The following is a 25,514-nucleotide window of genomic DNA, read 5'->3' as shown; positions in this document are numbered from 1 at the left end:
CGGACGGAATGGCCCCGCAACGCGCGTGCGCAGGGGCTTGTGCCGGCCACACACCGATGCCCAAAGGCCCGGCGCCGGGCCGCACTTGCAGCCCACCCCGCGGCCCTCATCTGCAGAGGGGAAAAGCACCCGGATACACTACCGGTAGTGGCTTGAATTAGCTCCACACCCTAGATATAGTGTGCGCCACCGATCCCCCTGGCAGCCCTCCACCCATGTTGCGGTGGTGCCGCAGCCGCCGGATTCCTCCCCCTTTTCGTTGCCATCAAAGGAAGCCATGCAAAGCGCAGCTCACCTCCCATCCACTTCGCATGCCACGCCCACACAGGGCCAACCGACCGGCCGCGGCACGGTTGCCGACACCCTGCCTGCCAGCATGCTGGCGCACTACCAGATCATCCGCCGCAACGGCGCCGTCGTACCGTTCGAGCCGACCAAGATCGCCGTGGCGATGATGAAGGCCTTCCTGGCCGTGCACGGCACGCAGGGCGCGGCCTCGGCCAGCGTGCGCGAGCAGGTCGACAGCCTGACCCAGGCCGTGACACGCGCCCTGGTGCGCTCGCGCCCGGGTGGCGGCACCTTCCACATCGAAGACGTGCAGGACCAGGTCGAGCTCGGCCTCATGCGCGGCGGGCACCACGAGATCGCCCGCGCTTATGTGCTGTACCGCGAACGCCGCACCCAGGAACGCCAGCGCCAGGGCGAGCAGGCGCAGCCCGTGGCCCCCACCATCCACGTGCTGGACGGCGGCGAGCGCATTGCGCTCGACCTGGGCCAGCTGCAGCAGCTGATTGCCGACGCCTGCGCCGGCCTGGGCGCCGATGTGAAGCCCGACCCGATCGTGGCCGAGACCATGCGCAACCTGTACGACGGCGTGCCGATCGAAGAGGTCTACAAGGCCGCCATCCTGGCCGCCCGCACCCTGATCGAGAAGGACCCGGACTACACCTACGCCACGGCGCGCCTGTTGCTGCACACCATCGTCAAGGAAGTGCTGGACGTGGAATCCACGCAAGCCGAGATGGCCCAGCGCTATGCAGACTACTTCCCGCTCTACATCAAGAAGGGTGTGGACAACGAGCTGCTGGACGAGAAGCTGCTGCAGTTCGACCTGAAGCGTCTGGGCGCGGCCCTGAAGGCCGAGCGCGACCTGAAGTTCGACTACCTGGGCCTACAGACGCTGTACGACCGCTACTTTCTGCACGTGCGCAAGACCCGCATCGAGCTGCCGCAGGCCTTCTTCATGCGTGTGGCCATGGGCCTGTCGCTGAACGAGATCGACCGCGAGGCGCGCGCCATCGAGTTCTACGAGGTCCTGTCCTCGTTCGACTTCATGTCCAGCACGCCCACGCTGTTCAACGCCGGCACGCTGCGCTCGCAGCTCTCGTCGTGCTACCTGACGACCGTGCCTGACGATCTGGACGGCATCTACGAGTCGATCAAGGAAAACGCCCTGCTGTCCAAGTTCGCAGGCGGCCTGGGCAACGACTGGACGCGCGTGCGCGCCCTGGGCAGCCACATCAAGGGCACGAACGGCGAATCGCAGGGCGTGGTGCCGTTCCTGAAGGTCGTCAACGACACGGCAGTCGCCGTGAACCAGGGCGGCAAGCGCAAGGGCGCGGTCTGCACGTATCTGGAAAGCTGGCACCTGGACATCGAAGAGTTCCTGGAGCTGCGCAAGAACACCGGCGACGACCGGCGCCGCACGCACGACATGAACACGGCCAACTGGATCCCGGATCTGTTCATGCGCCGCGTCATGGAGAAAGGCACCTGGACGCTGTTCTCGCCCTCCGACGTGCCGGACCTGCACGACCTCTTCGGCGCCGACTTCGAGAAGGCTTACGCGGCCTACGAAGAGAAGGCTGCACGCGGCGAGATCAAGCCCAGCCGCACGCTGCAGGCTGCCGACCTGTGGCGCAAGATGCTGACGATGCTGTTCGAGACCGGCCACCCCTGGATCACGTTCAAGGACGCCTGCAACGTGCGCTCGCCGCAGCAGCACGTGGGTGTCGTGCACTCGTCCAACCTGTGCACCGAGATCACGCTGAACACCAGCGACACCGAGACCGCCGTCTGCAACCTGGGCTCGGTCAACCTGCTGCAGCATCTGAAGGAAGGCGCACGCGGCGCCGACGGTGCCGCCACGCAGGTGCTGGACCACGACAAGCTGAAGAAGACGATCTCCACGGCCATGCGCATGCTGGACAACGTGATCGACATCAACTACTACGCCGTCAAGAAGGCGCGCGACTCCAACCTGCGCCACCGCCCGGTGGGCCTGGGGCTGATGGGCTTTCAGGACGCGCTGTACGAGCTGCGCATCCCCTACGCCAGCGATGCAGCCGTGCAGTTCGCCGACACCTCGATGGAGGCCATCTGCTACTACGCCTACTGGGCCTCCACCGATCTGGCCGCCGAGCGCGGCCGCTATTCCAGCTACAAGGGCTCGCTGTGGAGCAAGGGCATCTTGCCGCTGGACACGCTGGAGCTGCTGCACCAGGCCCGCGGCGGCTTCGTCGAAGTCGACCGCTCGGCCACGATGGATTGGGACGCGCTGCGCGCCAAGATCAAGATGGATGGCATGCGCAACTCCAACTGCGTGGCCATCGCGCCGACCGCGACGATCTCCAACATCATCGGCGTGGACGCGTCGATCGAGCCCTGCTTCGGCAACCTGTCGGTCAAGTCCAACCTGTCCGGCGAGTTCACCGTCATCAACCACTACCTGGTGCGCGACCTGAAGCGTCTGCACCTGTGGGACGACGTGATGGTCATGGACCTCAAGCACTTCGACGGTTCGCTAGAACCCATCGACCGCGTGCCGCAGGAGATCAAGTCGCTCTACGCCACCGCGTTCGAGGTCGAGACCACCTGGCTGGTCGAGGCCGCAGCACGCCGCCAGAAATGGATCGACCAGGCGCAGTCGCTCAACATCTACATGGCTGGCGCCTCGGGCAAGAAGCTGGACGACACCTACAAGCTGGCGTGGACGCGTGGCCTGAAGACCACCTACTACCTGCGCACGCGCGGGGCCACGCACGCCGAGAAATCGACCGTCACGGCAGGCCGCATGAACGCCGTCTCGTCGGGTACGGACAGCACGCCGAAGATGAGCGCGATGGACGTGGCTGCGGCCAAGGCGCGCGCGCAGATGGACGCGCAGATGAGCGCACCGCTGGCGGCATCTCCGGCCACCGACGTGAAGTTCTGCGGCGTCGACGACCCCACTTGCGAAGCCTGCCAGTGAGGGCTTGAACGCAGGCGCATGAGCAACCTGCGTTCGGCCTGCATCGCATCGCGAACGAAGCACTCGTTTGCGATGCGACAGAGCAACAAACACACGCGGTGCACAGCCCGAATGCTGTTGAGTCCTTTGCATTTCACAGCACCGCTTTCATAATCTGCGCACTGGAAAATCTATGCTCACCTGGGACGACGAAGTCAAGCCCTCCTCGCCATCTGCCACGCACGGCGGCTCCATCGGGAACCGCGAGGCATTGGTCTCTCCTGATTCCGTGTACGCCCCCTCCGCAACCGTGCAGCCTGCGGCCGCGCGCCGTCTCGACGACGGTGCCATCGCCCCCGCATCCACACCCGTTTCAACGCCCGCTGCAGCCGTTGCGCGTACTCCCGCTGCACGCACGCCGGCCACGCAGCCAGCACCCGTCGCGCGCCGCGTGAACGCGGCCGACAAGCGCATCATCAACGGCCAGACCGACGTCAACCAGCTGGTGCCGTTCAAGTACAAGTGGGCCTGGGAAAAGTACCTCGCCACCTGCGCCAACCACTGGATGCCGCAAGAGGTGAACATGACGCGCGACATCGCGTTGTGGAAGGACCCGAACGGCCTGACCGAAGACGAGCGCCGCATCGTCAAGCGCAACCTGGGCTTCTTCGTCACCGCCGATTCGCTGGCCGCCAACAACATCGTGCTGGGCACCTACCGCCACATCACCGCGCCGGAGTGCCGCCAGTTCCTGCTGCGCCAGGCCTTCGAGGAAGCCATCCACACGCACGCCTACCAGTACATCGTGGAGTCGCTGGGGCTGGACGAGAGCGAGATCTTCAACGCCTACAACGAGGTGCAGTCGATCCGCGACAAGGACCAGTTCCTGATCCCCTTCATCGAGGCCATCAGCGACCCGCACTTCCACACCGGCACGCACGAGAACGACCAGACGCTGCTCAAGAGCCTGATCGTCTTCGCCGGCCTGATGGAAGGCCTGTTCTTCTACGTCGGCTTTACGCAGATCCTGGCGCTGGGCCGGCAGAACAAGATGACGGGCGCCGCCGAGCAGTACCAGTACATCCTGCGCGACGAGTCCATGCACTGCAACTTCGGCATCGACCTGATCAACCAGCTGAAGCTGGAGAACCCGCACCTGTGGACATCCGAGTTCAAGGCCGAGATCAAGGCGCTGTTCGAAAAGGCTGTCGAGCTGGAATACCGCTACGCCGAAGACACCATGCCGCGCGGCGTGCTCGGCATGAACGCGTCCATGTTCAAAGGCTACCTGCGCTACATCGCGAACCGCCGCGCCACCCAGATCGGGCTGGAGGCGCTGTTCCCGAACGAAGAGAACCCGTTCCCCTGGATGAGCGAGATGATCGACCTGAAGAAGGAACGCAACTTCTTCGAGACCCGCGTCATCGAGTACCAATCCGGTGGGGCGCTGTCCTGGGACTGAAGTCCATCCAAGAAAAGAACATGCTTCACGGCATCACGCGCAACCCACCCAAGCACCGCCAGAGTGCGGGCGTTGCGCGTTCTCGAATCCATGGCGCTGGGACTTCGGTTCCAACGCCATGCATCGCTTCAAGCGGCCCAACCCGCATGAAGTGCTCTTTGTAATCCGATCAAGGAGAAATCAATGGCAACTGCAAAGAAACCAGCCGCAAAGAAGGCTGCTGCACCGGCGAAGAAAGCCGCTCCCGCAAAGAAGGCTGCTGCGCCCGCGAAGAAGGCCGTAGCCAAGAAGGCGGCGGCGCCCGCGAAGAAGGCCGCTCCGGCCAAGAAGGCGGCGCCTGCGAAGAAGGCTGCTCCGGCCAAGAAGGCCGCTCCCGCGAAGAAGGCTGCGCCCGCCAAGAAGGCTGCACCCGCGAAGAAGGCCGCTCCGGCCAAGAAGGCTGCGCCCGCCAAGAAGGCAGCCGCTCCGGCCAAGAAGGCTGTAGCGAAGAAGGCAGCGCCCGCGAAAAAGGCCGCTCCGGCGAAGAAGGCAGCCGCCAAGAAGGCCGCCGCTCCCGCCAAGAAGGCCGCTCCCGCAGCGCCCGCCAAGAAAGCAGCCACCAAGAAGGCCGCCAAGAAAGCCGCGGCCGCGCCCGCTGCCGCCAAGCCTGCCCCTGCCCCAGCGTCTGCCACGCAGACCACGCTGAACCCGCAAGCCGCTTGGCCCTTCCCGACGGCCAGCAAGCCCTGAGCCACGCGCGCTGCAAAGCGCGCATGCAAGCCCGGTGTCGAAAGATGCCGGGCTTTTTCTTTGGGCGATCGCCGACGTAATCCTAGTTGCGGGTCAGTGCGGAATGAATGTGGCGCGCTGCCCTGGACCTTCGGCTTTGCCCCGCCCCCAGGGCTCAGGACGGTTGCCCCAGCTACAGCTGTGCAGTGGTGGTCATGGCGATGTCGTAGGCGGGCGGGCGGCCGCTCACCCGCCACCCCGCAGGGTCGGGCCATCGGGCCGGCCGCGCAAGTGCGTCAGAGGTCCAGTGCGGCCCCGTCTACGACGTAGTTCTGCGGCCCACGCTGGGCGATCTTCAACGCGCCGAGCTGGCTGCCCAGGGCGGCGCAGCGGGCCAGGGGCCAGCCTTGCTCCAGGCCATACAGCAGCGCGGCGCGGTAGGCGTCGCCGCAGCCGGTGGGGTCGACCACTGCGGTGGCCTGCACCGGGGCGACGAGCGTCTTCTCGCCGTTGACCCACACCTCGCTGCCCTCACTGCCGAGGGTGACGACCAAGCCCTGCACCTGGCGCGACAGCTCGGCAAAGCCAAGACCGGTGCGCTCGCTGAGCATCTTGCCTTCGTAGTCGTTCACGGTGACCCAGGTGGCCAGGTCGATGAAGTGCTTGAGCGCGGCGCCGTCGAACATCGGCAGGCCCTGGCCGGGGTCGAACACGAAGGGAATGCCGGCTTCGACGAACTGCTCGGCGTGCTGCAGCATGGCGTCGCGCCCGTCCGGCGAGATGATGCCCAGCTTGACGTCAGCGCGAGCGGTGATGCAGGTGGTGTGGGCCTGCATCATCGCGCCGGGGTGGAAGGCGGTGATCTGGTTGTTGCCCTGGTCGGTCATGATCATGGCCTGCGCGGTGTAGCTGTCCGGCACCTCGCGCACGTATTCGGTGCTGATGCCCAGCTCGGACAGGCGCTGCAGATAGTCCGCGCTGTCGCTGCCCAGCGTGGCCATGGGCAAGGGCACGCCGCCCAGCTGCTTCAGGCCGTAGGCGATGTTGCCGGCGCAGCCGCCGAAATCGCGCCGCAGGCCCGGCACCAGAAAGGAGACGTTCAGGTTGTGGATCTGGTCCGGCAGGATCTGGTCCGAGAACCTGCCCTCGAAAGTCATGATGGTGTCGAACGCGAGAGATCCGCAGATGATGCTGGCCATGGTGGTACCGGTGAGAGTTCGGGGAATAAAGATCAGGGATAGAAAGCGTCGAGCCGGTAGCCCACGACCCGGGCCCGGCCGGCGTTGTCGGCCATGCGCAAGTCCACACTGGCGGCCCATTCGCCGTGCGCGGGCAACTCCGCAGGCGGCGTGCCCAGCTCGGCCGGCAGCAGCACGCGGCGCACCACGGGCTGCTCTTGCACATCGGTCAGCGACAGCACAAGGGCCGGCAGCGCGACGGCGTGCGATGCGCGGTTGCGCAGGTTGAAGCCGAGCCGGTAGCCATCTTCGCCCGACGCGACGAAGGACGAGCCGTCGATGACCACGGCGTCGATGCGGCGCGGCGCCTGCACGCTGCAGCGCAGCGGTACGCACAGCGCCTGCACCACGGGCCGCAGCGCGGGCGCGGCGGCGGCGAGGCGGTCGCGCTCGTGCACCAGCCATTGCAGCAGCAACACCAGCGCCAGCAGCAGCGCACCCGCAACGCCGGCCCAGCGCAGGTGGCGCGCACGCGGCGGTGGTGGCGGCACCGGCACGGCGGCGATGGGGGCATCGCGCATGAACGACAGCTCGGCCACGGCAGGGTCCAGCGGCCTGGGCGCGGGCGGGCGGGCGGTGACGGTGGGGGGCAGCGGCGGCGGCTCTGGTGCCTCGGCCGCTTCACGGCGCAACAGGGGCAGGCCGCCCAGCGACGAGACAGCGGCGGAGCGCGCGCGGGTGACGGGCTCGACCGGCGTGACGTGCAGCCGACCGGGGCCCAGCTCGGCCGGGGGCAACGGGGCGAAAGGCGGCGCAGACTGCTGCGAAGGCCCGGCGGGCGAGGCGGGGCCCGCGCCGTCGGCCCGCGGCTCGGCACGGACGGACGCATCGGAGGCCTGGGTCAAAGCGGACGCATCCGACGCATTCGGCGAATGGGGCGCACCGGGGGTATCTGGGGCGGTGGAGGCGTCGGACGCGCCGAAGGCGACGGGGGCGACAGGGGCGACGGGGGCGTCGGAGCCGTCGGTGGCGCCGGGCACACCAGGCACATCGGACGCGTCGGACAGATCTCGTCCATGCCGCACCTCCAGCCCATCGAACGCGAGCGGCGCCGGCTCGCTCTCGGGCTGCACCTGGGTCTGCCGGTAGTCGGCGAACTCCATGTCCAGCGACGCGACGGAATCGGTCACCGGCATTTCGGACGCGGCGGACTGAGGCCATGCGGGCGCCATGTCGACCAGCGTGGGCGTACCGGCGTCGCCTGCGGGAGACTGCGGCTGCCAAGGCGCATCCTCTGCGGCGCCTGCCGGTCGCGCGGGCTCGTTGGTGGTGTTGGCGAAGGTGGCGTGTGTATCGGCGAAGCCGTTGCCAAGGTCATGGCCATGGCCATCGTCGCCGCCATCGGCCTGCGGCGCAGCCGCCAGCGGCACGGCGAGGCGTGATGCGACGGGGGTGGACGCGGGAGCCGGCGTAACGGAGTCCCGCAGGGCCTGCGAGGCGTCGAAGATCTCCGCGCATTGGCCGCAGCGCACCCAGCCCTGCGAAATGCGCAGCTGGTCGGGCACCACCCGGAACGAGGTTCCGCAGGACGGGCAGCGCGTGATGAGACTCATGGGCGCGGTCGGCCGGCCTGCCTTCAGGCGCGCTGGGCGGTCATCAACACCCAACCGTCTTCGCGGTCGGCCACCTGCAGCGGCAGGTAAGGCGCGTAGACGGCCTGCAGCTCGTCGGCCTGGCGCTCCAGGATGCCGGCCAGCACCAGACTGCCGCCAGCACCGACGTGCGCGCACAGCAGTGGCGCCAGCATCTTCAGCGGCGTGGCCAGGATGTTGGCCAGCACCACCGCATATTCGCCCTGGGCGCGGTCCGGCAGGCCGGCGTGCAGGCGCACGCCGTTGGCGGCGGCGTTGGCCAGCGTGGAGGTGACGGCCGCCTCGTCGATGTCGACCGCGTCGATCTCTGTGGCGCCGTGCTTAGCCGCGGCGATCGCCAGGATGCCGGAGCCACAGCCGTAGTCCAGCACCCGGCCCCACCCGGCGTCCACCCCATGGCGCGCCACCCAGCGCAGGCACATGCGGGTCGTGGGGTGCGTGCCGGTGCCAAAGGCCAGGCCCGGGTCGAGCCGGATCACCTGCTGCGCCTGCGCCGGTGGCTCGTGCCAGGTCGGCACGATCCAGAACGCAGGGGTGATCTCGACCGGCGTGAACTGCGATTGCGTGAGCCGCACCCAGTCCTGCTCGGGCACGGCGTCGATGCCCAGCCATTGGCAGCTGGCGAAGAAGTCCTGCGCCTGCAGCAGCGCACCGGCTTCGCGCGCACTCTCTTCGGTACCGAACAAGGCGACGAGGCGCGAGCGCTGCCAGCCCTCGGCCGGTGGCGGCATGCCGGGCTCGCCGAACAGGGCCTGTTCGGCATCGGTCTGCGCGTCGGCGTCTTCGACGCTGACGGACAGCGCGTCCAGCGCTTCGAGCGCCTCGCTCAGCGTCTCGACCCGGTCTTCGGGGCACATCAGACGGATTTCGTACATGCTCTCGTCCTCAAGCCGCCAGCGCGGGAAACCTCATCGCTTGTGCTGCGACAGCCACTCTTCCAGGTAGTGGATGTTGGTGCCGCCGGCCATGAACTTGGCGTCCACCATCAGCTCGCGGTGGAGCGGGATGTTGGTGTTGATGCCTTCGATGACCGTCTCGGCCAGGGCCGTGCGCATGCGCGCCATGGCCTGCTCGCGCGTGTCGCCGTGCACGATGATCTTGCCGATCATGGAGTCGTAGTTCGGCGGCACGAAGTAGTTCGCATAGGCATGCGAGTCCACGCGCACGCCCGGCCCGCCCGGCGGGTGCCAGGTCGTGATGCGGCCCGGCGAAGGCATGAAGTTGTACGGGTGCTCGGCGTTCACGCGGCATTCGATGGCGTGGCCATGGATGCCGATCTGGCGCTGTGTGAACGGCAGCTTCTCGCCGGCCGCCACCATGATCTGCGTGCGCACGATGTCCACGCCGGTGATCAGCTCGGTCACCGGGTGTTCGACCTGCACGCGCGTGTTCATCTCGATGAAATAGAACTCGCCGTTTTCGTAGAGGAACTCGAAGGTGCCGGCGCCGCGGTAGCCGATGCGCTTGCAGGCCGCCGTGCAGCGTTCGCCGATGCGCTCGATCAGCTTGCGCGGGATGCCCGGCGCGGGGGCCTCTTCGATCACCTTCTGGTGGCGCCGCTGCATGGAGCAGTCGCGCTCGCCCAGGTAGACGGCGTTCTTGAACTTGTCGGCCAGCACCTGGATTTCCACGTGCCGCGGGTTCTGCAGGAACTTCTCCATGTAGACAGCCGGATTGCCGAACGCCGCGCCGGCCTCGGCCTTGGTCATCTGCACGGCGTTGACCAGCGCCGCCTCGGTGTGCACGACGCGCATGCCGCGCCCACCACCGCCGCCGGCGGCCTTGATGATCACCGGATAGCCGATGGTGCGGGCGATGCGGCGGATCTGGACCGGGTCATCGGGCAGCTCGCCCTCAGAGCCCGGCACGCACGGCACACCGGCCTTGATCATGGCCTGCTTGGCGGCGACCTTGTCGCCCATGATGCGGATCGACTCCGGCGTGGGGCCGATGAACTGGAAGCCGCTCTTTTCGACGCGCTCGGCGAAGTCGGCGTTTTCGCTCAGGAAGCCATAGCCGGGGTGGATGGCCTCGGCGTCAGTCACTTCGGCAGCCGAGATGATGGCCGGCATGTTGAGGTAGCTCTGCGCCGAGGGCGCCGGGCCGATGCAGACAGCCTCGTCGGCCAGGCGCACGTACTTGGCGTCGCGATCGGCTTCGGAATAGACCATGACGGCCTTGACGCCCAGCTCGCGGCAGGCGCGCTGGATCCGCAGGGCGATTTCGCCGCGGTTGGCAACCAGGATTTTCTTAAACATGGGGGCTCCGCGGCGAAACCGCCCAGCACGCTACGCGCGCCAGTGCAATGTGCCGGACTGCGTCCGTCCGCGCCAAGGCGCGAGCGCCCCGGTTCGCAACCAGAATCTTCTTGTACATGAGGCGGCTTATTCGATGACGAACAGAGGCTGCCCGTACTCCACGGCTTGGCCGTTCTCGCACAAGATCTGCGTGATAGTGCCGGCCTTGTCGGCCTCGATCTCGTTCAGGATCTTCATCGCTTCGATGATGCAGACGGTCTCGCCCTCTTTCACGACGCTGCCGATTTCGACAAAGGCCTTGGCGCCCGGGCTGGAAGAGCGGTAGAAGGTGCCGACCATGGGCGATTTCGCCAGGTGGCCCTTGATGACGGGCTCTGCGGGTGCCGCAGCCGCAGAGATGGCCGTGGTGGAGACGACGTCGACGACGGGCGCCGGCTGCGCCGGGGCGGGAACATAGACCTGAGCGGCGGCCGGTACGCCCTTGACGATCCGCACCTTGCCTTCGGCTTCTGTGATCTCCAGCTCGGAGACGTTGGAATCCGAGACCAAGTCGATCAGGGTCTTGAGTTTGCGCAAATCCATGTAAGCTCCTGTCGCACCAAACGAAAAGAGCTGGAATCTAACCCAATTCCAGCCAACTTCCGCTTTTAGTGTGCTTTGACGATGTTCTACGCCGATCAGCGCTCTTCGCTGCGGTGTACCTCAGGGCTGCTGGGACGATGCGCGTCAGAGTTCGCGAGCCCAGCCCTGCAATTCCTGCAAGGAAATTTGACCCATTTTACGGCTATGCACACTGCCTGTGGCCGACAGCACCAGCGTGAACGGCAAACCGCCACCGGTGTTCCCCAGCGTACGCAGCAGCGCCAGGCCTTCCATGCCGGTGATGCCGACTGGGAAAGAGACAGGTGTGCGGCCCAGAAATGTGCGGACGGACGCCGGCTTGTCCACCGCCAGCCCGACCACTTGAAACCCGTTGCCGGCATGTTGGGCGAAGAAGCCATCGATCAGCGGCAGCTCCTCGACGCAGGGCGGACACCAGGTGGCCCAGAAGTTCACCAGCAGCGGACGGCCACGAAAATCCGCCATGTCCAGCTTGGTTCCGTCCGGCCGCTCGCATTGCAGCGCCCACAGTCCGGCGATAGCAGGGTCCGCATCCGGCCTGGAGCGCTGCGCCCACCACGCGACGCCAGCGCCCGCGACCAGGGCTGCGGCCCCAGCGCCCACGACCAGGCGCCGACGGCCAGACGCAGGGGGTGTGAGCGGTGCCGGCCCCGTCACGCCGCCGCCTCCTGCAGCAGGCGGCGCAGCGCCTCGGTGCTGCCGCGCGGCGTGCGGCCGCGGGTGTCGGGTTTGAGCGCCCCGCGCAGGTCGTCCAGGTCATGCACCAGCAAGTGCACGCCCACGTGCTCGCCGAGCTCCGGGCACAGGCTGCTGATGCTCAGCGCCTCGACCGGCTCACCGCGAAAGCCGGTGACCGTGGCGGGCACGAAGCGCACGCCGCGGTCGATCAGGGCGATTTCGGTGGACTTGGAATCGTCACAGAACAGCTGCAGGTAGATGTCCGACAGGCGCGTCGCCGTGCCATGCCAGACGCTGCCGCACACGTAGGGGCGAAAAGGCTGCAGCCGCTCCATCCACACCAGCGCCAGGCGGCGCAGCGCCACAAGTTCGGCGGGCTGCGTCTCAGCGCAGAACAGTTCGAGGTACTCGCGCACCGCGTCTTCGAGCATCTCGTTGTCGGGTAGCCGCGCACGCGGCCCCAGGTCCAGCTGCTTCTGTGCGCGGCGCTTGGCCGGCCCCCACTCCAGCCCTTCTTCGACCACGAAGCGGGCTGCGACGGCCGCGATTTCTGCACTTGCATTGTCCATGGGTCGGGATTGTGCCCCCGGCCCGGATGCCCATTGCGGACTCCTAGAATCCCGCCCCATGCACATTCACATCCTCGGCATCTGCGGCACCTTCATGGGCGGCCTGGCGGCCCTGGCCCGCAGCGCCGGCCACCGCGTCACGGGCTGCGATGCCGGCGTCTACCCGCCCATGAGCGACCAAATGCGCGCGCTGGGCATCGAGTTGATCGAGGGTTTCGGTGCCGACCAGATGGCGCTGGCACCCGACGTGTTCGTGGTCGGCAACGTGGTCTCCCGTGCGCGCCTCGCGGACGGCAGCCCCAAGTTCCCGCTGATGGAGGCGATCCTGGACGCCGGCGCCGCCTACACCAGCGGCCCGCAATGGCTGGCTGAGCACCTGCTGGCCGGTCGCCATGTGCTGGCCGTGGCCGGCACGCATGGCAAGACCACGACGACCTCGATGCTGGCCTGGGTGCTGGAATGCGCGGGGCTGGAACCTGGCTTTCTGGTCGGTGGCGTGCCGCTCAACTTCGGAATCTCGGCCCGCCTCGGCAAGCCGGGCGGCAGCTTTGTCATCGAGGCGGACGAATACGACACCGCCTTCTTCGACAAGCGCAGCAAGTTCGTGCACTACCGGCCACGCACTGCCGTGCTGAACAACATGGAGTTCGACCACGCCGACATCTTCGACGACCTGGCGGCGATCGAGCGGCAGTTCCACCACCTGGTGCGCACGGTGCCCTCGCAGGGCCGTGTGGTGTTCAACGCCGAAGAGCCTGCGCTGGCCCGCGTGCTGGGCCAGGGTTGCTGGAGCGAATCGGTCGGCTTCGGCGCCGGCGGGCGCTTCACTGCCGAGGGCACGGCCGAGCGCTTCACGGTGCTCGACCAGGGCCGTCCGGTGGCCGAGTTGCAGTGGGCACTGTCGGGCCTGCACAACCGCATGAATGCGCTGGCGGCGATCACCGCCGCCCAGCACCTGGGCATGGCGCCGGCCGAGGCGGCGGCCGCGCTGCAGAGCTTCCAGAACGTCAAGCGCCGCATGGAGTTGCGCGGCAGCGTGCCGGCAGCCGGCGGCGCCATTCGGGTCTACGACGACTTCGCGCACCACCCCACGGCCATCCGCACGACGGTGGACGGTCTGCGCGCGCAGATGCAGGAAGGCGCAGAAGGCGGCCGCATCCTGGCGGTGTTCGAGCCGCGCAGCAACACCATGAAGCTGGGCGCCATGAATGCACGCCTGCCCTGGAGTCTGGAAGCCGCCGACCTGGCCTTCTGCCACAGCGCCGGCCTGGGCTGGGACCCGGCGCAGGCGCTGGCCGGCATGGGCGAGAAGCTGCAGGTGGCGGGCACGATCGACACGCTGGTCGGCCAGGTGGTCGCGGCAGCGCGGCCTGGCGACCAGGTGCTGTGCATGAGCAACGGCGGCTTCGGCGGCATTCACCAGCGGCTGCTGGACGCCTTGGGCCAGCGCTTCGGCGGTTGAGCGGCACTGCCGGAGGCGCGACGCCGATTCCAACAGCGGCGACCGCAGTCGCAGTCGCAGCCACAGTCACAGCCACAGCCGCAACGGCACCGGGCCGGGGACCGCCGCCAGACGGCAGCCCGACGCCCTCAGCGCCCCGCAGCGCGCCGTTGGGTCACGGCCTGCGACAGCACGTCCAGCACCCCTAACGAGGGCTCCCAGCCCAGGCAGGCGTCGGTGATGCTCTTGCCGTACTCCAGCGCGCGCGCATCGTCCTTGCCGGGGCTGAACTTCTGTGCGCCAGGCTGCAGATGGCTCTCCACCATCAGGCCGAACACCTGGCGCGAACCGCCTGCCACCTGGCGCGCCACCTCGGCCGCCACTTCGGCCTGCTTCTCGTGCTGCTTGCTGCTGTTGGCGTGGCTGCAGTCCACCATCAGCGTGGGCGCTAGGCCGGTCGCGGCCAACTCCTGGCAGGCCGCATCGACGCTGGCGGCGTCGTAGTTCGGCGCTTTGCCGCCACGCAGGATCACATGGCAATCCTTGTTGCCGTTGGTCTGGACGATGGCGACCTGGCCGTTCTTGTGCACCGACAAAAAATGGTGGCCGCGCGCTGCCGCCTGGATGGCATCGGTCGCGATGCGGATGTTGCCGTCGGTGCCGTTCTTGAAGCCGATCGGCGCCGACAGGCCCGAGGCCAGTTCGCGGTGCACCTGGCTCTCGGTGGTGCGCGCGCCGATGGCGCCCCAGGCGATCAGGTCACCGATGTACTGCGGTGAGATCACGTCCAAAAATTCGCTGCCAGCCGGCAGGCCCAGACGGTTGATGTCGATCAGCAGCTGGCGCGCGATGCGCAGACCTTCGTCGATGCGGAAGCTCTCGTCCAGGTAGGGGTCGTTGATCAGGCCCTTCCAGCCAACCGTGGTGCGCGGCTTTTCGAAATAGACGCGCATCACGATCTCCAGCGTGTCGGCGTGCTTGTCGCGCTCTACCTTCAGGCGGCGCGCGTATTCCAGCGCGGCCACCGGATCGTGGATCGAACACGGGCCGATGACCACCAGCAGCCGGTCGTCCTTGCCGGCCATGATGTCGTGGATGCTGGTGCGGGTGCGGCCGATCAGCGATTCGACCGGCGTGCCGCGGATCGGGAAGAACCGGATCAGGTGTTCAGGAGGCGGCAGCACGTTGATGTCCTTGATGCGTTCGTCGTCGGTTTGACTGGTCTTGTCGACGTTCGCGTACCAGGCGTCGGGGTTCTGCTGCGTGCTCATGGTCTCTTCCTGTGGTTGATCTCTGGGGGCCAAAACAAAAAACCGCCGGTCCTTGCGGTACCGGCGGTTCTGGGAGGTTCTTCGCTAGCTGCTCTAAGCGCGCGCCTCTCGTCCGCCGGATTCCGGGAACCAAAAGTAGGCAAAGAAAAAAGCGCGAGTGGCTGGCATGGCGCGCAAATGTAGCACGGCTACTTCAAGCTCAGGCCGTGCCGCCGACGGTCAGGCCGTCGATGCGCAGCGTCGGCTGGCCCACGCCCACCGGCACGCTCTGGCCTTCCTTGCCGCAGGTGCCGACGCCCGAGTCGAGCTTCATGTCGTTGCCGATCATCTTCACGCGCGTCAGCGCGTCCGGGCCGTTGCCCACCAGCGTGGCGCCCTTAACCGGGTAGAGGATCTTGCCGTTCTCGACCCAGAACGCTTCGCTGGCCGAGAACACGAACTTGCCCGAGGTGATGTCGACCTGGCCACCGCCGAAGTTGCTGGCGTACAGGCCCTTCTTGATGCTGGCGATGATCTCGGCCGGCTCGCGGTCGCCACCCAGCATGTAGGTGTTGGTCATGCGCGGCATGGGGATGTGGGCATAGCTCTCGCGCCGGCCGTTGCCGGTGGCTTTCACGCCCATCAGGCGCGCGTTCATGGCGTCCTGGATGTAGCCCTTCAGAATGCCGTCCTCGATCAGCACGTTGCGCTGGCTGGCGTGGCCTTCGTCGTCGATGTTGAGCGAGCCGCGGCGGTCGGCGATCGTGCCGTCATCCAGCACCGTCACGCCCTTGGCGGCCACGCGCTGGCCGATGCGGCCGCTGAATGCACTGGAGCCCTTGCGGTTGAAGTCACCCTCCAGCCCATGGCCGATGGCCTCGTGCAGCAGGATGCCGGGCCAGCCCGCGCCCAGCACCACGGTCATCTCGCCCGCCGGCGCGGGGCGCGCCTCCAGGTTGGTCAGCGCGGCGGTGACGGCCTGCTCCACATACTCGTCGATGCGCTCGCTGTCGAAATACGCCAGGCCAAAACGCCCGCCGCCGCCGCCCGAGCCGATCTCGCGCCGCACGGTGCCGCCGATCTTGGCCTCGGCGATCACCGTGACCGACAGGCGCACCAGCGGCCGCACGTCGGCGGCCAGCAGGCCATCGGCGCGTGCGATCAGCACCACGTCGTATTCGCTGGCCAGGCCGGCCATGACCTGCACCACGCGCGGATCCTTCGCGCGGGCGCGCTGCTCGACTTGTTCCAGCAACTTCACCTTGGCCGTGCTGTCCAGTGTGGCGATCGGGTCCACCCCGACGTAGAGCGAACGGCTGCGCGCCACCTTCTGCGCCGGCACCTTCGAGCGCTTGTTCTGCGCGGCCGAGGAGATCGCGCGCACGGTGCGGGCTGCATCCAGCAGCGAGGCCTCAGAGATGTCGTCTGAATAGGCGAACGCCGTCTTCTCGCCACTGACCGCCCGCACGCCCACGCCCTGGTCGATGCTGAAGGAGCCGGTCTTGACGATGCCCTCCTCCAGGCTCCAACCCTCACTGCGCGTGTACTGGAAGTACAGGTCGGCGTCGTCGACCTTGTGGGCCGTGATCTCGGCCAGCGCGCGGCTGAGGTGGGCGGGTGTCAGGCCAAACGGTTCCAGCAGAAGCGATTGGGCGATGGCAAGACGTTCGAGGGTGGGTTCGCGAGAGATCATGCGGCCCATTGTAGGAAGCGCTACCCGATGGCCGATACCCGTTTTGTTTTGCCAGCTTGCCCGCCATGCACGTCGCTTTTTGTACACACTTCAATTAATTGGCACATGATTTGAAACATTGAATACGACGCGATGCAATTTTTTTGATCGTATGGTGTTAACTTCTGCTGGTCAATTCTGCGGCCGCGAAATTGGCGGATCTCACAACCTTCCGTCCATTCAGAGAGAAACATGCACCAACAAACAGCATCATCCATGTCCGTCCTGAGCGCCCATGAAGTCGACCAGGTCAGCGGCGCCGGCTTCTTCGGCAGCCTGATCGGCAGCACCTTGCACAACGCCAATGTGGCGGCCAACCAGATCTTGAACACGGCCGTCATCTCGTCCGTCGGCCAGACCTTCAATCAGCTCGGACCGGTCGGCATCGGCATCCACGCGGCGGCCGATACCGGCGGTTACGCCATCTTCACGACGGTGGAGGCCGTGGCCACCGCCGTGGGGGGCCCGCAGCGTCCCGTGCCCTACCACTACAACACCGAATGGCCCTGATCGAGCGGTAGACCACAGGCCGGGCAGCCAAATCGGCCTGCCCGGCCTTTCACCGCAGATCTCCACGCTCCTGCCGCCATCGCGCCCCTGCGCGCCTTTGCCCATGTGTGCCCGCGCTTGCCCGCGTGGGTGCGGCTGCGCACGCTTTGGCGGCGTCTCCTCCATCTCTCTATGTCCCACACCTCGACCACCGATCGCCGCCGTTTCCTGGCCCGCGCCGGCCTGCTGGGGGCCTGGCTGCCGTTCTCGCAGCTCGGCACCGCCCACGCGTCCGCTGACTGCGCCTTGCCGCCTGCCTTTCCAAGCCACATCCACCTGTACCGGCAAAGCTTCAAGAATTGGGCCGGCGACCTGGCCGTGGACGATGTCTGGACCTGCGCGCCGCGCTCTGCCGATGAGGTCGTCGAGATCGTCAACTGGGCGCGCGACGCAGGCTACAAGGTGCGCCCGCGCGGCATGATGCACAACTGGTCGCCGCTCACCCTGGCCGCTGGCACGCCAGCCTGCGCTGCGGTGCTGCTGCTGGACACCACCCGGCACCTGACAGCCGTCACCGTGGACACGCACGCGTCGCCCTGCACGGTGACAGCCCAGACCGGCATCAGCATGCAGGCGCTGCTGACGCGCCTGGAGGCCGCCGGGCTTGGCCTCGCCGCCATGCCCGCCCCTGGCGACCTGACCCTGGGCGGCGTGCTGGCCATCGACGGCCATGGCACCGCAGTGCCCGCCAGGGGCGAGACCCGCAAGCCGGGGCACACCTACGGCTCGGTCAGCAACCTCGTGCTGTCGCTCACGGCGGTGGTGTTCGACAACGCGCAGCAAATGTATGTGCTGCGCACTTTTGCCCGCAACGACCCGGCGATCGCACCCTTGCTGGTGCACCTGGGCCGGGCCTTCATCGTCGCGGCCCACTTGCAGGTCGGCACCAACCAGCGCCTGCGTTGCCAGAGCCGCATGGACATCTCGGCCGCCGAACTCTTTGCACCCCAGGGCAGCGGGGGGCGCACCTTCACCAGCTTTCTGGACACCGCCGGCCGGGTCGAAGCCATCTGGTTCCCCTTCACCGCCTTCCCGTGGCTCAAGGTGTGGAGCGTCTCGCCCACCAAGCCGCTGCTGGCGCGCCGCGTGTGGGGGCCGTTCAACTACGTGTTCTCGGACAACGTACCGATTGAGATCACCGATCTGCTCGCGCGCATCGTGCGCGGCGAGCCCTGGCTCACGCCGCTGTTCGGGCAGACGCAGGCCAAGATTTCGGCGCTCGGCCTGGCCAGCACCCTGTCGCTGGACTTGTGGGGCTGGTCCAAGGACCTGCTGCTGTATGTGAAGCCCACCACCTTGCGCGTCACCGCCAACGGCTATGCGGTGCTGACGAGGCGTTCGGATGTGCAACGCACGCTGCATGAGTTCACCAGCTTCTACCAGTCGCGCGTGGACGCTTGGCAACGCAGCGGCAAGTACCCGATGAACGGCCCGGTGGAGATCCGCGTGACCGGCCTGGACCAGCCTGGCGACGTGGCGCTGCCTGGCGCAGTGGCCCCCGCGTTGTCGGCTGTACGCCCCCGGCCCGACCACCCCGAATGGACGGTGGCCGTGTGGTTCGACATCCTCACCGTGCCCGGCACCCCGCATGCCAACGCCTTCTACCGCGAGATTGAGCAGTGGATGCTGTCGAACTTCTCGGGCAGCTACGCCGCCGTGCGGCCCGAATGGTCCAAAGGCTGGGGCTACACCGACACCGCCGCCTGGGACGATGCCCACGTGCTCGACCACACCGTGCCGCAGGCCTACCGCGACGGGCAAGCCGCAGGCGAGCGGTGGGACGAAGCCCAGGCCGCCTACAACCGGCACGACCCGTACCGCGTCTTCAGCTCGCCGCTGCTGGACCGGCTGCTGCCTTGAGCGCGCCGGGCGCCCACACCACCACCCACCCGCCCGCCCCGCCGCTGTTCCGGCCCGAGGCGCTGGAGCGGCAGCACCGCAACTGGCTCGGCAGCATCACGATGGTGCGGCCACTCAGCTACAGCGTGTGGACGGCGCTGGCCTGTGGCATGGGGCTGCTGGTGGTGGGCTTTTTCACCTGGGGCAGCTACACCCAGCGCAGCACCTTGTCGGGCCACCTGATGCCGTCCACCGGGCTGGTGCGGGTGCACGTGCCGCAGTCGGGCGTGGTGCAGCGCATGCGGGTCGCAGAAGGCCAGAGCGTGCAGCAGGGCCAGGCCTTGTTCGAGCTGGGCAGCGACCGCCAGTCCACCAGCGGGCCCCCGGGCAGCGGCGTGTACGCCACGGTGAGCGCGCGCGTGCGCCAACGCAGCGCATCCCTGCAGGCCCAGATGGCGCAGACCCTGGCTTTGCAGGCGCAGGAGCACGGCGCCCTGGCGAGCCGGCTCGCACGGCTGAAGGCGCAGGCAGACACGCTGGACGGGCAGATCGCCAGCCAACGCCAGCGCACCACGCTCGCGGCGGAATCGGAAGCTCGTTCTGCAGACCTGGTGGCGCAGGGCTTCTATTCCAAAGAGCAGGCCCAGCAGCGGCAGGCCGAGTTGCTGGACCAGCAGGTCAAGCTGCAGGGCCTGTTGCGTGAGCAGGCCCATACCGCCCAGGAGATCCAGGCGCGCAGCGACGAACTGCGCGCCCTGCCCTTGCGCCACCAGGCCCAGTTGGCCGAGCTGGAGCGCAACCGCCTGGGCGTGGAGCAGGAACTGGCCGAGAGCGAGTCGCTGCGGCAGCTGGTCATCCACGCGCCGCAGGCCGGGGTGGTGACGGCCATCGTGGCCGAGGCCGGGCAAACCGCCGACCCCGGGCGCGCGCTGCTCAGCATCGTGCCCGCAGGCGCGGTGCTGCAGGCCCACCTGTATGCGCCGAGCCGCGCCATCGGCTTCATCCGCGTGGGCGACACCGTGCGCCTGCGCTACCAGGCCTACCCGTACCAGAAGTTCGGCCAGGCCGAGGGTGTGGTGGCGGCGATTGCGAAGACCGCCCTGCCTGCGGCCGAACTGGCGGCCACCGGCGCCCTGCCCAGCGCCGCAGCCGCCCACAACGAGCCGCTCTACCGCATCACGGCCACCCTGCAGTCGCAGACCATGCACGCCGCCCAGCGGGTGTGGCCGCTGCAGGTCGGCATGGTGGTGGAGGCCGATGTGATGCAGGACCGGCGCCGCCTGTATGAATGGGTGCTGGAGCCGCTGTACGGCATGGCAGGCAAGCTGTGAGCGACAGCACCCTGCTGAACCGGCTCGCCCTGGGCCTGGGCCGCGCGCCGCCTCTGGTCTTGCAGACCGAAGCCACCGAATGCGGCCTGGCCTGCCTGGCCATGGTGGCGCGCCACCACGGCGACGCCACCGACCTGGTCACGCTGCGCCAGCGCTTCCCGGTGTCGCTCAAGGGCGCGACGCTGGCGCACCTGCTGCAGGTCGCCCGGCAGATGCAGCTGGGCAGCCGGCCGGTCAAGCTGGCGCTGCACGACCTGGGCCAGCTCAAGCTGCCCTGCGTGCTGCACTGGGACTTCAACCATTTCGTGGTGCTGACCGCAGTGGGCAAGCACCACGTGACCGTGCTCGACCCGGCCCATGGCGAGCGGCGGCTGCCGATGGCCGAGATGTCCGGCTCGTTCACCGGCGTGGCGCTGGAGCTGTGGCCCGATGTGGACTTCACGCCCAAGGAGGCGCCGCCGTCGGTCAAGCTCGGCAGCCTGCTGGGGCGGGTGACCGGCTTGTACCGCTCGTTCGGGCAGATCCTGCTGCTCTCGCTGGTGCTGGAAACCTTCGCGCTCGCCAGCCCGTTCTTCATGCAGTGGGTGGTGGACCACGTCATCGTCGGCCAGGACCGGGACCTGCTGAGCGTGCTGGTCGTGGGCTTCGGCCTGCTGATGCTGATGCAGCAGGCCGTGTCGGCGGCGCGCAGCTGGACGCTGATGGGCATGGGCACCATGCTCAGCGTGCAATGGCGCGCCAACGTGCTGGGCCACCTGCTGCGCCTGCCCACCCACTACTTCGAGCGCAGGCATCTGGGCGATGTGGTGTCGCGCTTCGGCGCGGTGGACAGCATCCAGGCCACGTTGACCACCTCCTTCCTGGGCGCGGTGCTCGACGGCCTGATGGCCACCATCACGCTGGTGATGATGTTCGTCTACAGCCCGGCGCTCGGCGCGATGGCCTGCGCCGCCATGCTGCTGTACCTGCTGGGGCGCTGGGCCTGGTATGCGCCGCTGCGGCGCGCCACCGAGGCCGAGATCGTGCACGGCGCGCGCCAGCACAGCCATTTCCTGGAAACCGTGCGCGGCGTGAAGACCATCAAGCTGTTCCAGCGGCAGGAAGAACGCCGCGCCGCCTGGCTCACGCTGCTGATCGAGCAGGTCAACGCCGGGCTGCGCACGCAAAAGCTGCGGCTGCTCTACCAGCAGTGGAACGGCTTGCTGTTCGGCGTCGAGAACCTGCTGGTCGTCTGGCTCGGCGCCACGATGGTGATCGACGGCCGTTTCACCGTGGGCGCCTTGCTGGCCTTCATGGCCTACAAGACCCAGTTCGTCAGCCGCGTGGGCGGCCTGATCGACAAGTTCTTCGAGTTCCGCATGCTGCGGCTGCAGGGCGAGCGGCTGGCCGACATCGTGCACACGCCGCCGGAACCCACCGAGGGTCTGCATCCAAGCCATGAGGCCGATGCCGCGCCGCGCCCGGCCGACATCGCCATCCGTGGCCTGCACTTTGCCTACAGCGCGTACGAGCCCGCCGTGCTGCAGGGCGTGGACCTGCACATCGCGGCCGGGGAGTCGGTGGCCCTGATCGGCCCCTCGGGCTGCGGCAAGACCACCCTGGTCAACCTGCTGCTGGGCGTGTTGACGCCCACCGCAGGCGAGATCCGCATCGGCGGCGAGACGCTGCAGACGCTGGGCCTGGACACGCTGCGCAGCATGGTCGGCACGGTGCTGCAGGACGATGTGCTGTTTGCCGGGTCGATTGCCGACAACATCGCGTTTTTCGACCCGCAACCCGACCGTGCCTGGGTCCAGGCCTGCGCGCAGATGGCCGCCATCGCCGACGACATCGCCCAGATGCCCATGCACTACAACACGCTGGTGGGCGACATGGGCACGGTGCTGTCGGGCGGGCAGCGCCAGCGCATCCTGCTGGCGCGCGCCCTGTACAAGCGGCCGCGCATCCTGCTGCTGGACGAGGCGACCAGCCACCTGGACGTGGCGCGCGAGAAACAGGTCAACAGCGCCATCGCCTCACTGCAGCTGACCCGCATAATCGTGGCGCACCGGCCCGACACCATCGCCAGCGCCAGCCGGGTCATCGCGCTGCAGCACGGCAAGGTGGCGCTGGATGCGCCGGTGGCGGCGATGTTTACGCCCGCGGCCGGCTGACCCGGTCAGGACTGCAGCAGGCGCTTGGACTTGGCGATGGACATCAAAATGCCCAGCCCCATCCCCAGCGTGACCATGGCCGTGCCGCCGTAGCTGATGAACGGCAGCGGCACGCCCACCACGGGCAGGATGCCGCTGACCATGCCCATGTTCACGAACGCGTAGGTGAAGAAGATCAGCGTGACGGCGCCGGCCAGCAGCCGCGAGAACAGCGTGGGCGCCTCCAGCGCGATCACCAGGCCGCGCAGGATCAGGAACACGAAGGCCAGGATCAGCAGCAGGTTGCCGATCAGGCCGAACTCTTCGGAGAAGGCGGCGAAGATGAAATCGGTGGTGCGCTCGGGGATGAACTCCAGGTGCGTCTGCGTGCCCTGCATGAAGCCCTTGCCGAAGACGCCACCCGAGCCGATGGCGATCATGCCCTGGATGATGTGAAAGCCCTTGCCCAGCGGGTCGCGCCCCGGGTCCATCAGCGTGCAGATGCGCTGCTGCTGGTAGTCGTGCAGCACCACCCAGCGCACCCCGTCCGCGCACAGCGTGGGCGCCAGCACCACCAGCAGCCCGATGCCCACCAGGGCCAGCAGCAGCGGCGGCACGATCAGCTTCCACGACAGGCCGGCGAACACCAGCACCGAGAGCCCGGCAGACATCACCAGCAGCGCCGTGCCCAGATCGGGCTGGCGCATGATGAGGGCCACCGGGATCAGCAGCAGCACCGCGCCGACCGCGAAATCCATGGGCTGTGGATGGGCCTCGCGCTTCTGGAACCACCAGGCCAGCATCAGCGGCGTGGCGATCTTCAGGATCTCGCTGGGCTGGATGGTGATCCCCAGATCGATCCAGCGCCGCGCACCCTTCTTCGTGACGCCGAAGATCGCCACCGCGATCAGCAGCCCCACACCGACCACATACAGCGGCACGGCAAACTTCATCAACTGCTGTGGGGGCACCTGCGCCACCACGAACAGAATGGCGCCGGCCAGCAGCATGTTGCGGCCATGGTCGACGAAGCGCGTGCCGTGGTCGAAGCCCGACGAATACATGATTAGCATGCCGGCCCCGGCCAGGATGAAGATGGCAAAAGCCAGCGGGCCGTCGAAGCCACGGAACAGCGGCAAAGCGCGGCGCCACAGCGCAGGGGTATCGAGGACGGCGGCCATCGCGGGATTATCCAGCGCGCCCGCACGCCCGCAGGCGCAACATCACCCTGCGCGCAAGGTCATGCGCTGGCGGGGGGCAACCGCCGTCAGGCGCCCAGCACCCGGTTCTTGCCGGTGCGCTTGGCCAGGTACATGGCGTCGTCGGCGCGCTTGAGCGCAGACGCCATGTCTTCGCCCGGCACCATCTGGGCTACACCGGCGCTGAAGGTGATCAGCACCTTGTCGTTGCCGCGCAGGAAATAGCGCGTGGTCAGCTCGCGCTGCAGGCGCTTGAGGACGGCGATGCCGGCCTCCAGCACGGTGTCGGGCAACACGATCACGAACTCCTCGCCGCCATAGCGGGCCAGCGAATCCTGCGGGCGGACGGCCTGGCGCGCCACGTCGGCCAGGTGCAACAGCGCGGCGTCGCCGCCCTCGTGACCCAGCTGGTCGTTGATCTTCTTGAAGTTGTCCAGATCGAGCAGGGCCACGCACAGCGCGCTGCCCTTGCGGGCGGCGGTGGCGATCTCGCGGGTCATGGTCTCGTCCAGGCCGCGGCGGTTCAGCGTGCCGGTCAGTGCGTCGTGCCGCGCCTGCGCACTCATGCGGTCCAGCTCGAAATGCAGCTGGGAAATCTCACGCTCGGCCTGCTCGGTCTTGGCGCGCATGGCCTGCAGTTCGTCGCGCGAATGCACCGTCTCCAGCGCCATCGCGCGGGTCGCGGCAATCGCGTCCTGCAGCACCGGGCCCAGCTCCTCGATGCTCTTGGCCTGCTCGATCTGGCGCGCGCACTTCTCGATCTTGCCGTGGTAGGCGCTGCTCGATTCCGACATCTGCGACAGACGCTCGATGAAGGTCGCCAGCAGCTGCTGCATCTGCGCCTGCGCCTCGTTGGCCCGGCCCCTGGCCTCGGCCTGCTTGAAGATGACGTCCTTCAAGCGGCGCTCCACATCGTCGAGCCGGCGCAGGCTCAAAGGCGGCGTGGCGGCGCTCATCAGCGCGTCGATCTGCCCGCGCAGCCAGCGGTCTTCCACACACAGTTCGCTGATGTTCTGGAACACCAGGTGCACCAGGTGCAAGAGCGAGGTCTTGATCTCGGCCTGGTCCTCGGCCGCAAACGACAGGCGGTGCGAGAAATTGGCCAGTTGCTGGCGCAGCGGCGCCAGGTCGTCCGGCGCCTGGCGCAAGGTGCGCACCGTCTCGCCGGCCTGCTCGACGAAGCGCTCGTCTTCGAGGTCCAGCGCCGGCATCGCGCTTTCGATCACGCGGGCCATCTGTTCCAGCAGCGCCGCCACGCCGCCTTGCGGCATTGCCGCTTCCAGCTCCCCCATGGTGCTGGCGCGGGCCGCGGCACCCGCGATGCCCACCTGCACATAGGCCACCAGTGCGGCCTCGAACTTGTCCCAGCTGCGCTGACCGATGGCCGACGTGAGCAGGCCGAGTTGCTTTTCCTGACCCGGGTTGTGGGCCGGCAGCGCCGCGGCAATTGCGCGCAAGTGTTCCGATGGAAAGTGCGCCGGGATCAGCGTCCCGGCCACCTCGTGGTAGTGGATCTGGTAGTTCTCCGGCGTGGGCGCCAGGCGCTTGCCGGCCAGGAGCTTGAACGTCTCACGCGCGATTTCACTGCTCGATCGGTCTGCCATGGGATGGATCGTGACGACACCGGTTCGGTAAAGCCAGTGATCGTATCCAAAATGTCAGACAAAACGCACAGATGTTGCCATC

19 protein-coding genes are annotated in these 25,514 nt (G+C 67.7%); 8 read left to right on the top strand and 11 right to left on the bottom strand.

Going from position 1 to position 25,514, the window contains the following annotated elements; all coding sequences use genetic code 11:
* The first annotated feature begins 277 nt into the window (after positions 1-277).
* The 3 genes from AC099J_RS08625 (at position 278) to AC099J_RS08615 (ending at position 5,420) form a co-directional block, all read left to right on the top strand.
* Positions 278-3,250 carry a ribonucleoside-diphosphate reductase subunit alpha gene (locus AC099J_RS08625; RefSeq protein ID WP_479614823.1) on the top strand — a complete coding sequence of 991 codons (2,973 nt, stop codon included), beginning with the start codon at positions 278-280 and terminating at the stop codon, positions 3,248-3,250.
* Between the two features lie 172 nt (positions 3,251-3,422).
* Positions 3,423-4,691, top strand: coding sequence for a ribonucleotide-diphosphate reductase subunit beta (locus AC099J_RS08620; RefSeq protein WP_479614822.1), 1,269 nt, complete (start codon positions 3,423-3,425; stop codon positions 4,689-4,691).
* A gap of 183 nt (positions 4,692-4,874) precedes the next feature.
* Positions 4,875-5,420 (top strand): histone, encoded by a 546-nt coding sequence (locus tag AC099J_RS08615; RefSeq protein WP_479614821.1) that lies wholly within the window; start codon positions 4,875-4,877, stop codon positions 5,418-5,420.
* Between the two features lie 275 nt (positions 5,421-5,695).
* On the opposite strand, the gene AC099J_RS08610 is transcribed toward AC099J_RS08615, so the two are convergent.
* From AC099J_RS08610 to AC099J_RS08580, 7 genes are all read right to left on the bottom strand, one after another.
* Entirely contained in the window at positions 5,696-6,598 is a 903-nt protein-coding gene (locus tag AC099J_RS08610) for a carbohydrate kinase family protein (RefSeq protein ID WP_479614820.1), read from the bottom strand.
* Between the two features lie 32 nt (positions 6,599-6,630).
* Positions 6,631-8,190 (bottom strand): DUF3426 domain-containing protein, encoded by a 1,560-nt coding sequence (locus AC099J_RS08605; protein WP_479614819.1) that lies wholly within the window; start codon positions 8,188-8,190, stop codon positions 6,631-6,633.
* Between the two features lie 23 nt (positions 8,191-8,213).
* A complete protein-coding gene (prmA, locus tag AC099J_RS08600) occupies positions 8,214-9,104 on the bottom strand; it encodes a 50S ribosomal protein L11 methyltransferase (protein WP_479614818.1) in 891 nt (296 codons plus the stop codon).
* A 33-nt stretch (positions 9,105-9,137) separates the two neighbouring features.
* Positions 9,138-10,487 carry an acetyl-CoA carboxylase biotin carboxylase subunit gene (accC, locus tag AC099J_RS08595; protein WP_479614817.1) on the bottom strand — a complete coding sequence of 450 codons (1,350 nt, stop codon included), beginning with the start codon at positions 10,485-10,487 and terminating at the stop codon, positions 9,138-9,140.
* Positions 10,488-10,613: 126 nt separating this feature from the next.
* Entirely contained in the window at positions 10,614-11,069 is a 456-nt protein-coding gene (accB, locus tag AC099J_RS08590; protein WP_479614816.1) for an acetyl-CoA carboxylase biotin carboxyl carrier protein, read from the bottom strand.
* A gap of 144 nt (positions 11,070-11,213) precedes the next feature.
* Positions 11,214-11,711 carry a TlpA family protein disulfide reductase gene (locus tag AC099J_RS08585; protein WP_479614815.1) on the bottom strand — a complete coding sequence of 166 codons (498 nt, stop codon included), beginning with the start codon at positions 11,709-11,711 and terminating at the stop codon, positions 11,214-11,216.
* Between the two features lie 50 nt (positions 11,712-11,761).
* On the bottom strand, positions 11,762-12,355 hold the full coding sequence (locus AC099J_RS08580) for a hypothetical protein (RefSeq protein ID WP_479614814.1): 594 nt from the start codon (positions 12,353-12,355) through the stop codon (positions 11,762-11,764).
* A 58-nt stretch (positions 12,356-12,413) separates the two neighbouring features.
* Between AC099J_RS08580 and mpl the strand changes: the two genes are divergently transcribed.
* Positions 12,414-13,817 (top strand): UDP-N-acetylmuramate:L-alanyl-gamma-D-glutamyl-meso-diaminopimelate ligase, encoded by a 1,404-nt coding sequence (gene mpl / locus AC099J_RS08575; RefSeq protein ID WP_479614813.1) that lies wholly within the window; start codon positions 12,414-12,416, stop codon positions 13,815-13,817.
* A 128-nt stretch (positions 13,818-13,945) separates the two neighbouring features.
* On the opposite strand, the gene AC099J_RS08570 is transcribed toward mpl, so the two are convergent.
* Together AC099J_RS08570 and tldD are read right to left on the bottom strand one after the other, a co-directional pair.
* A complete protein-coding gene (locus AC099J_RS08570; RefSeq protein WP_479614812.1) occupies positions 13,946-15,067 on the bottom strand; it encodes a 3-deoxy-7-phosphoheptulonate synthase in 1,122 nt (373 codons plus the stop codon).
* A gap of 199 nt (positions 15,068-15,266) precedes the next feature.
* Positions 15,267-16,739 (bottom strand): metalloprotease TldD, encoded by a 1,473-nt coding sequence (gene tldD / locus AC099J_RS08565; protein WP_479614811.1) that lies wholly within the window; start codon positions 16,737-16,739, stop codon positions 15,267-15,269.
* Between the two features lie 255 nt (positions 16,740-16,994).
* On the opposite strand from tldD, the gene AC099J_RS08560 reads away from it, so the two are divergent.
* The 4 genes from AC099J_RS08560 to AC099J_RS08545 all read left to right on the top strand — a co-directional run bounded on the left by AC099J_RS08560 (position 16,995) and on the right by AC099J_RS08545 (position 22,650).
* Positions 16,995-17,288 (top strand): hypothetical protein, encoded by a 294-nt coding sequence (locus AC099J_RS08560; protein WP_479614810.1) that lies wholly within the window; start codon positions 16,995-16,997, stop codon positions 17,286-17,288.
* A 171-nt stretch (positions 17,289-17,459) separates the two neighbouring features.
* Positions 17,460-19,187, top strand: a complete 1,728-nt coding sequence (locus tag AC099J_RS08555; protein WP_479614809.1) for a cholesterol oxidase substrate-binding domain-containing protein — start codon at positions 17,460-17,462, stop codon at positions 19,185-19,187.
* Positions 19,184-20,497, top strand: coding sequence for an HlyD family secretion protein (locus AC099J_RS08550; RefSeq protein WP_479614808.1), 1,314 nt, complete (start codon positions 19,184-19,186; stop codon positions 20,495-20,497). The genes AC099J_RS08555 and AC099J_RS08550 overlap by 4 nt, the downstream gene beginning before the upstream one ends.
* Positions 20,494-22,650, top strand: a complete 2,157-nt coding sequence (locus AC099J_RS08545; RefSeq protein WP_479614807.1) for a peptidase domain-containing ABC transporter — start codon at positions 20,494-20,496, stop codon at positions 22,648-22,650. Before AC099J_RS08550 ends, AC099J_RS08545 begins: the two co-directional genes overlap by 4 nt.
* 5 nt (positions 22,651-22,655) lie before the next feature.
* Here the strand turns inward: AC099J_RS08545 and rodA are convergent, their stop codons facing one another.
* Positions 22,656-23,810 carry a rod shape-determining protein RodA gene (rodA, locus tag AC099J_RS08540; RefSeq protein ID WP_479614806.1) on the bottom strand — a complete coding sequence of 385 codons (1,155 nt, stop codon included), beginning with the start codon at positions 23,808-23,810 and terminating at the stop codon, positions 22,656-22,658.
* A gap of 86 nt (positions 23,811-23,896) precedes the next feature.
* Entirely contained in the window at positions 23,897-25,432 is a 1,536-nt protein-coding gene (locus AC099J_RS08535; protein WP_479614805.1) for a GGDEF domain-containing protein, read from the bottom strand.
* Between the last annotated feature and the right edge of the window lie 82 nt (positions 25,433-25,514).

This window comes from Rhodoferax sp. RT4P68 (genome assembly GCF_056521305.1).
The sequence above is the reverse complement of the archived record's forward strand: the minus strand, read 5'-3'. Positions and strand labels throughout refer to the sequence as shown.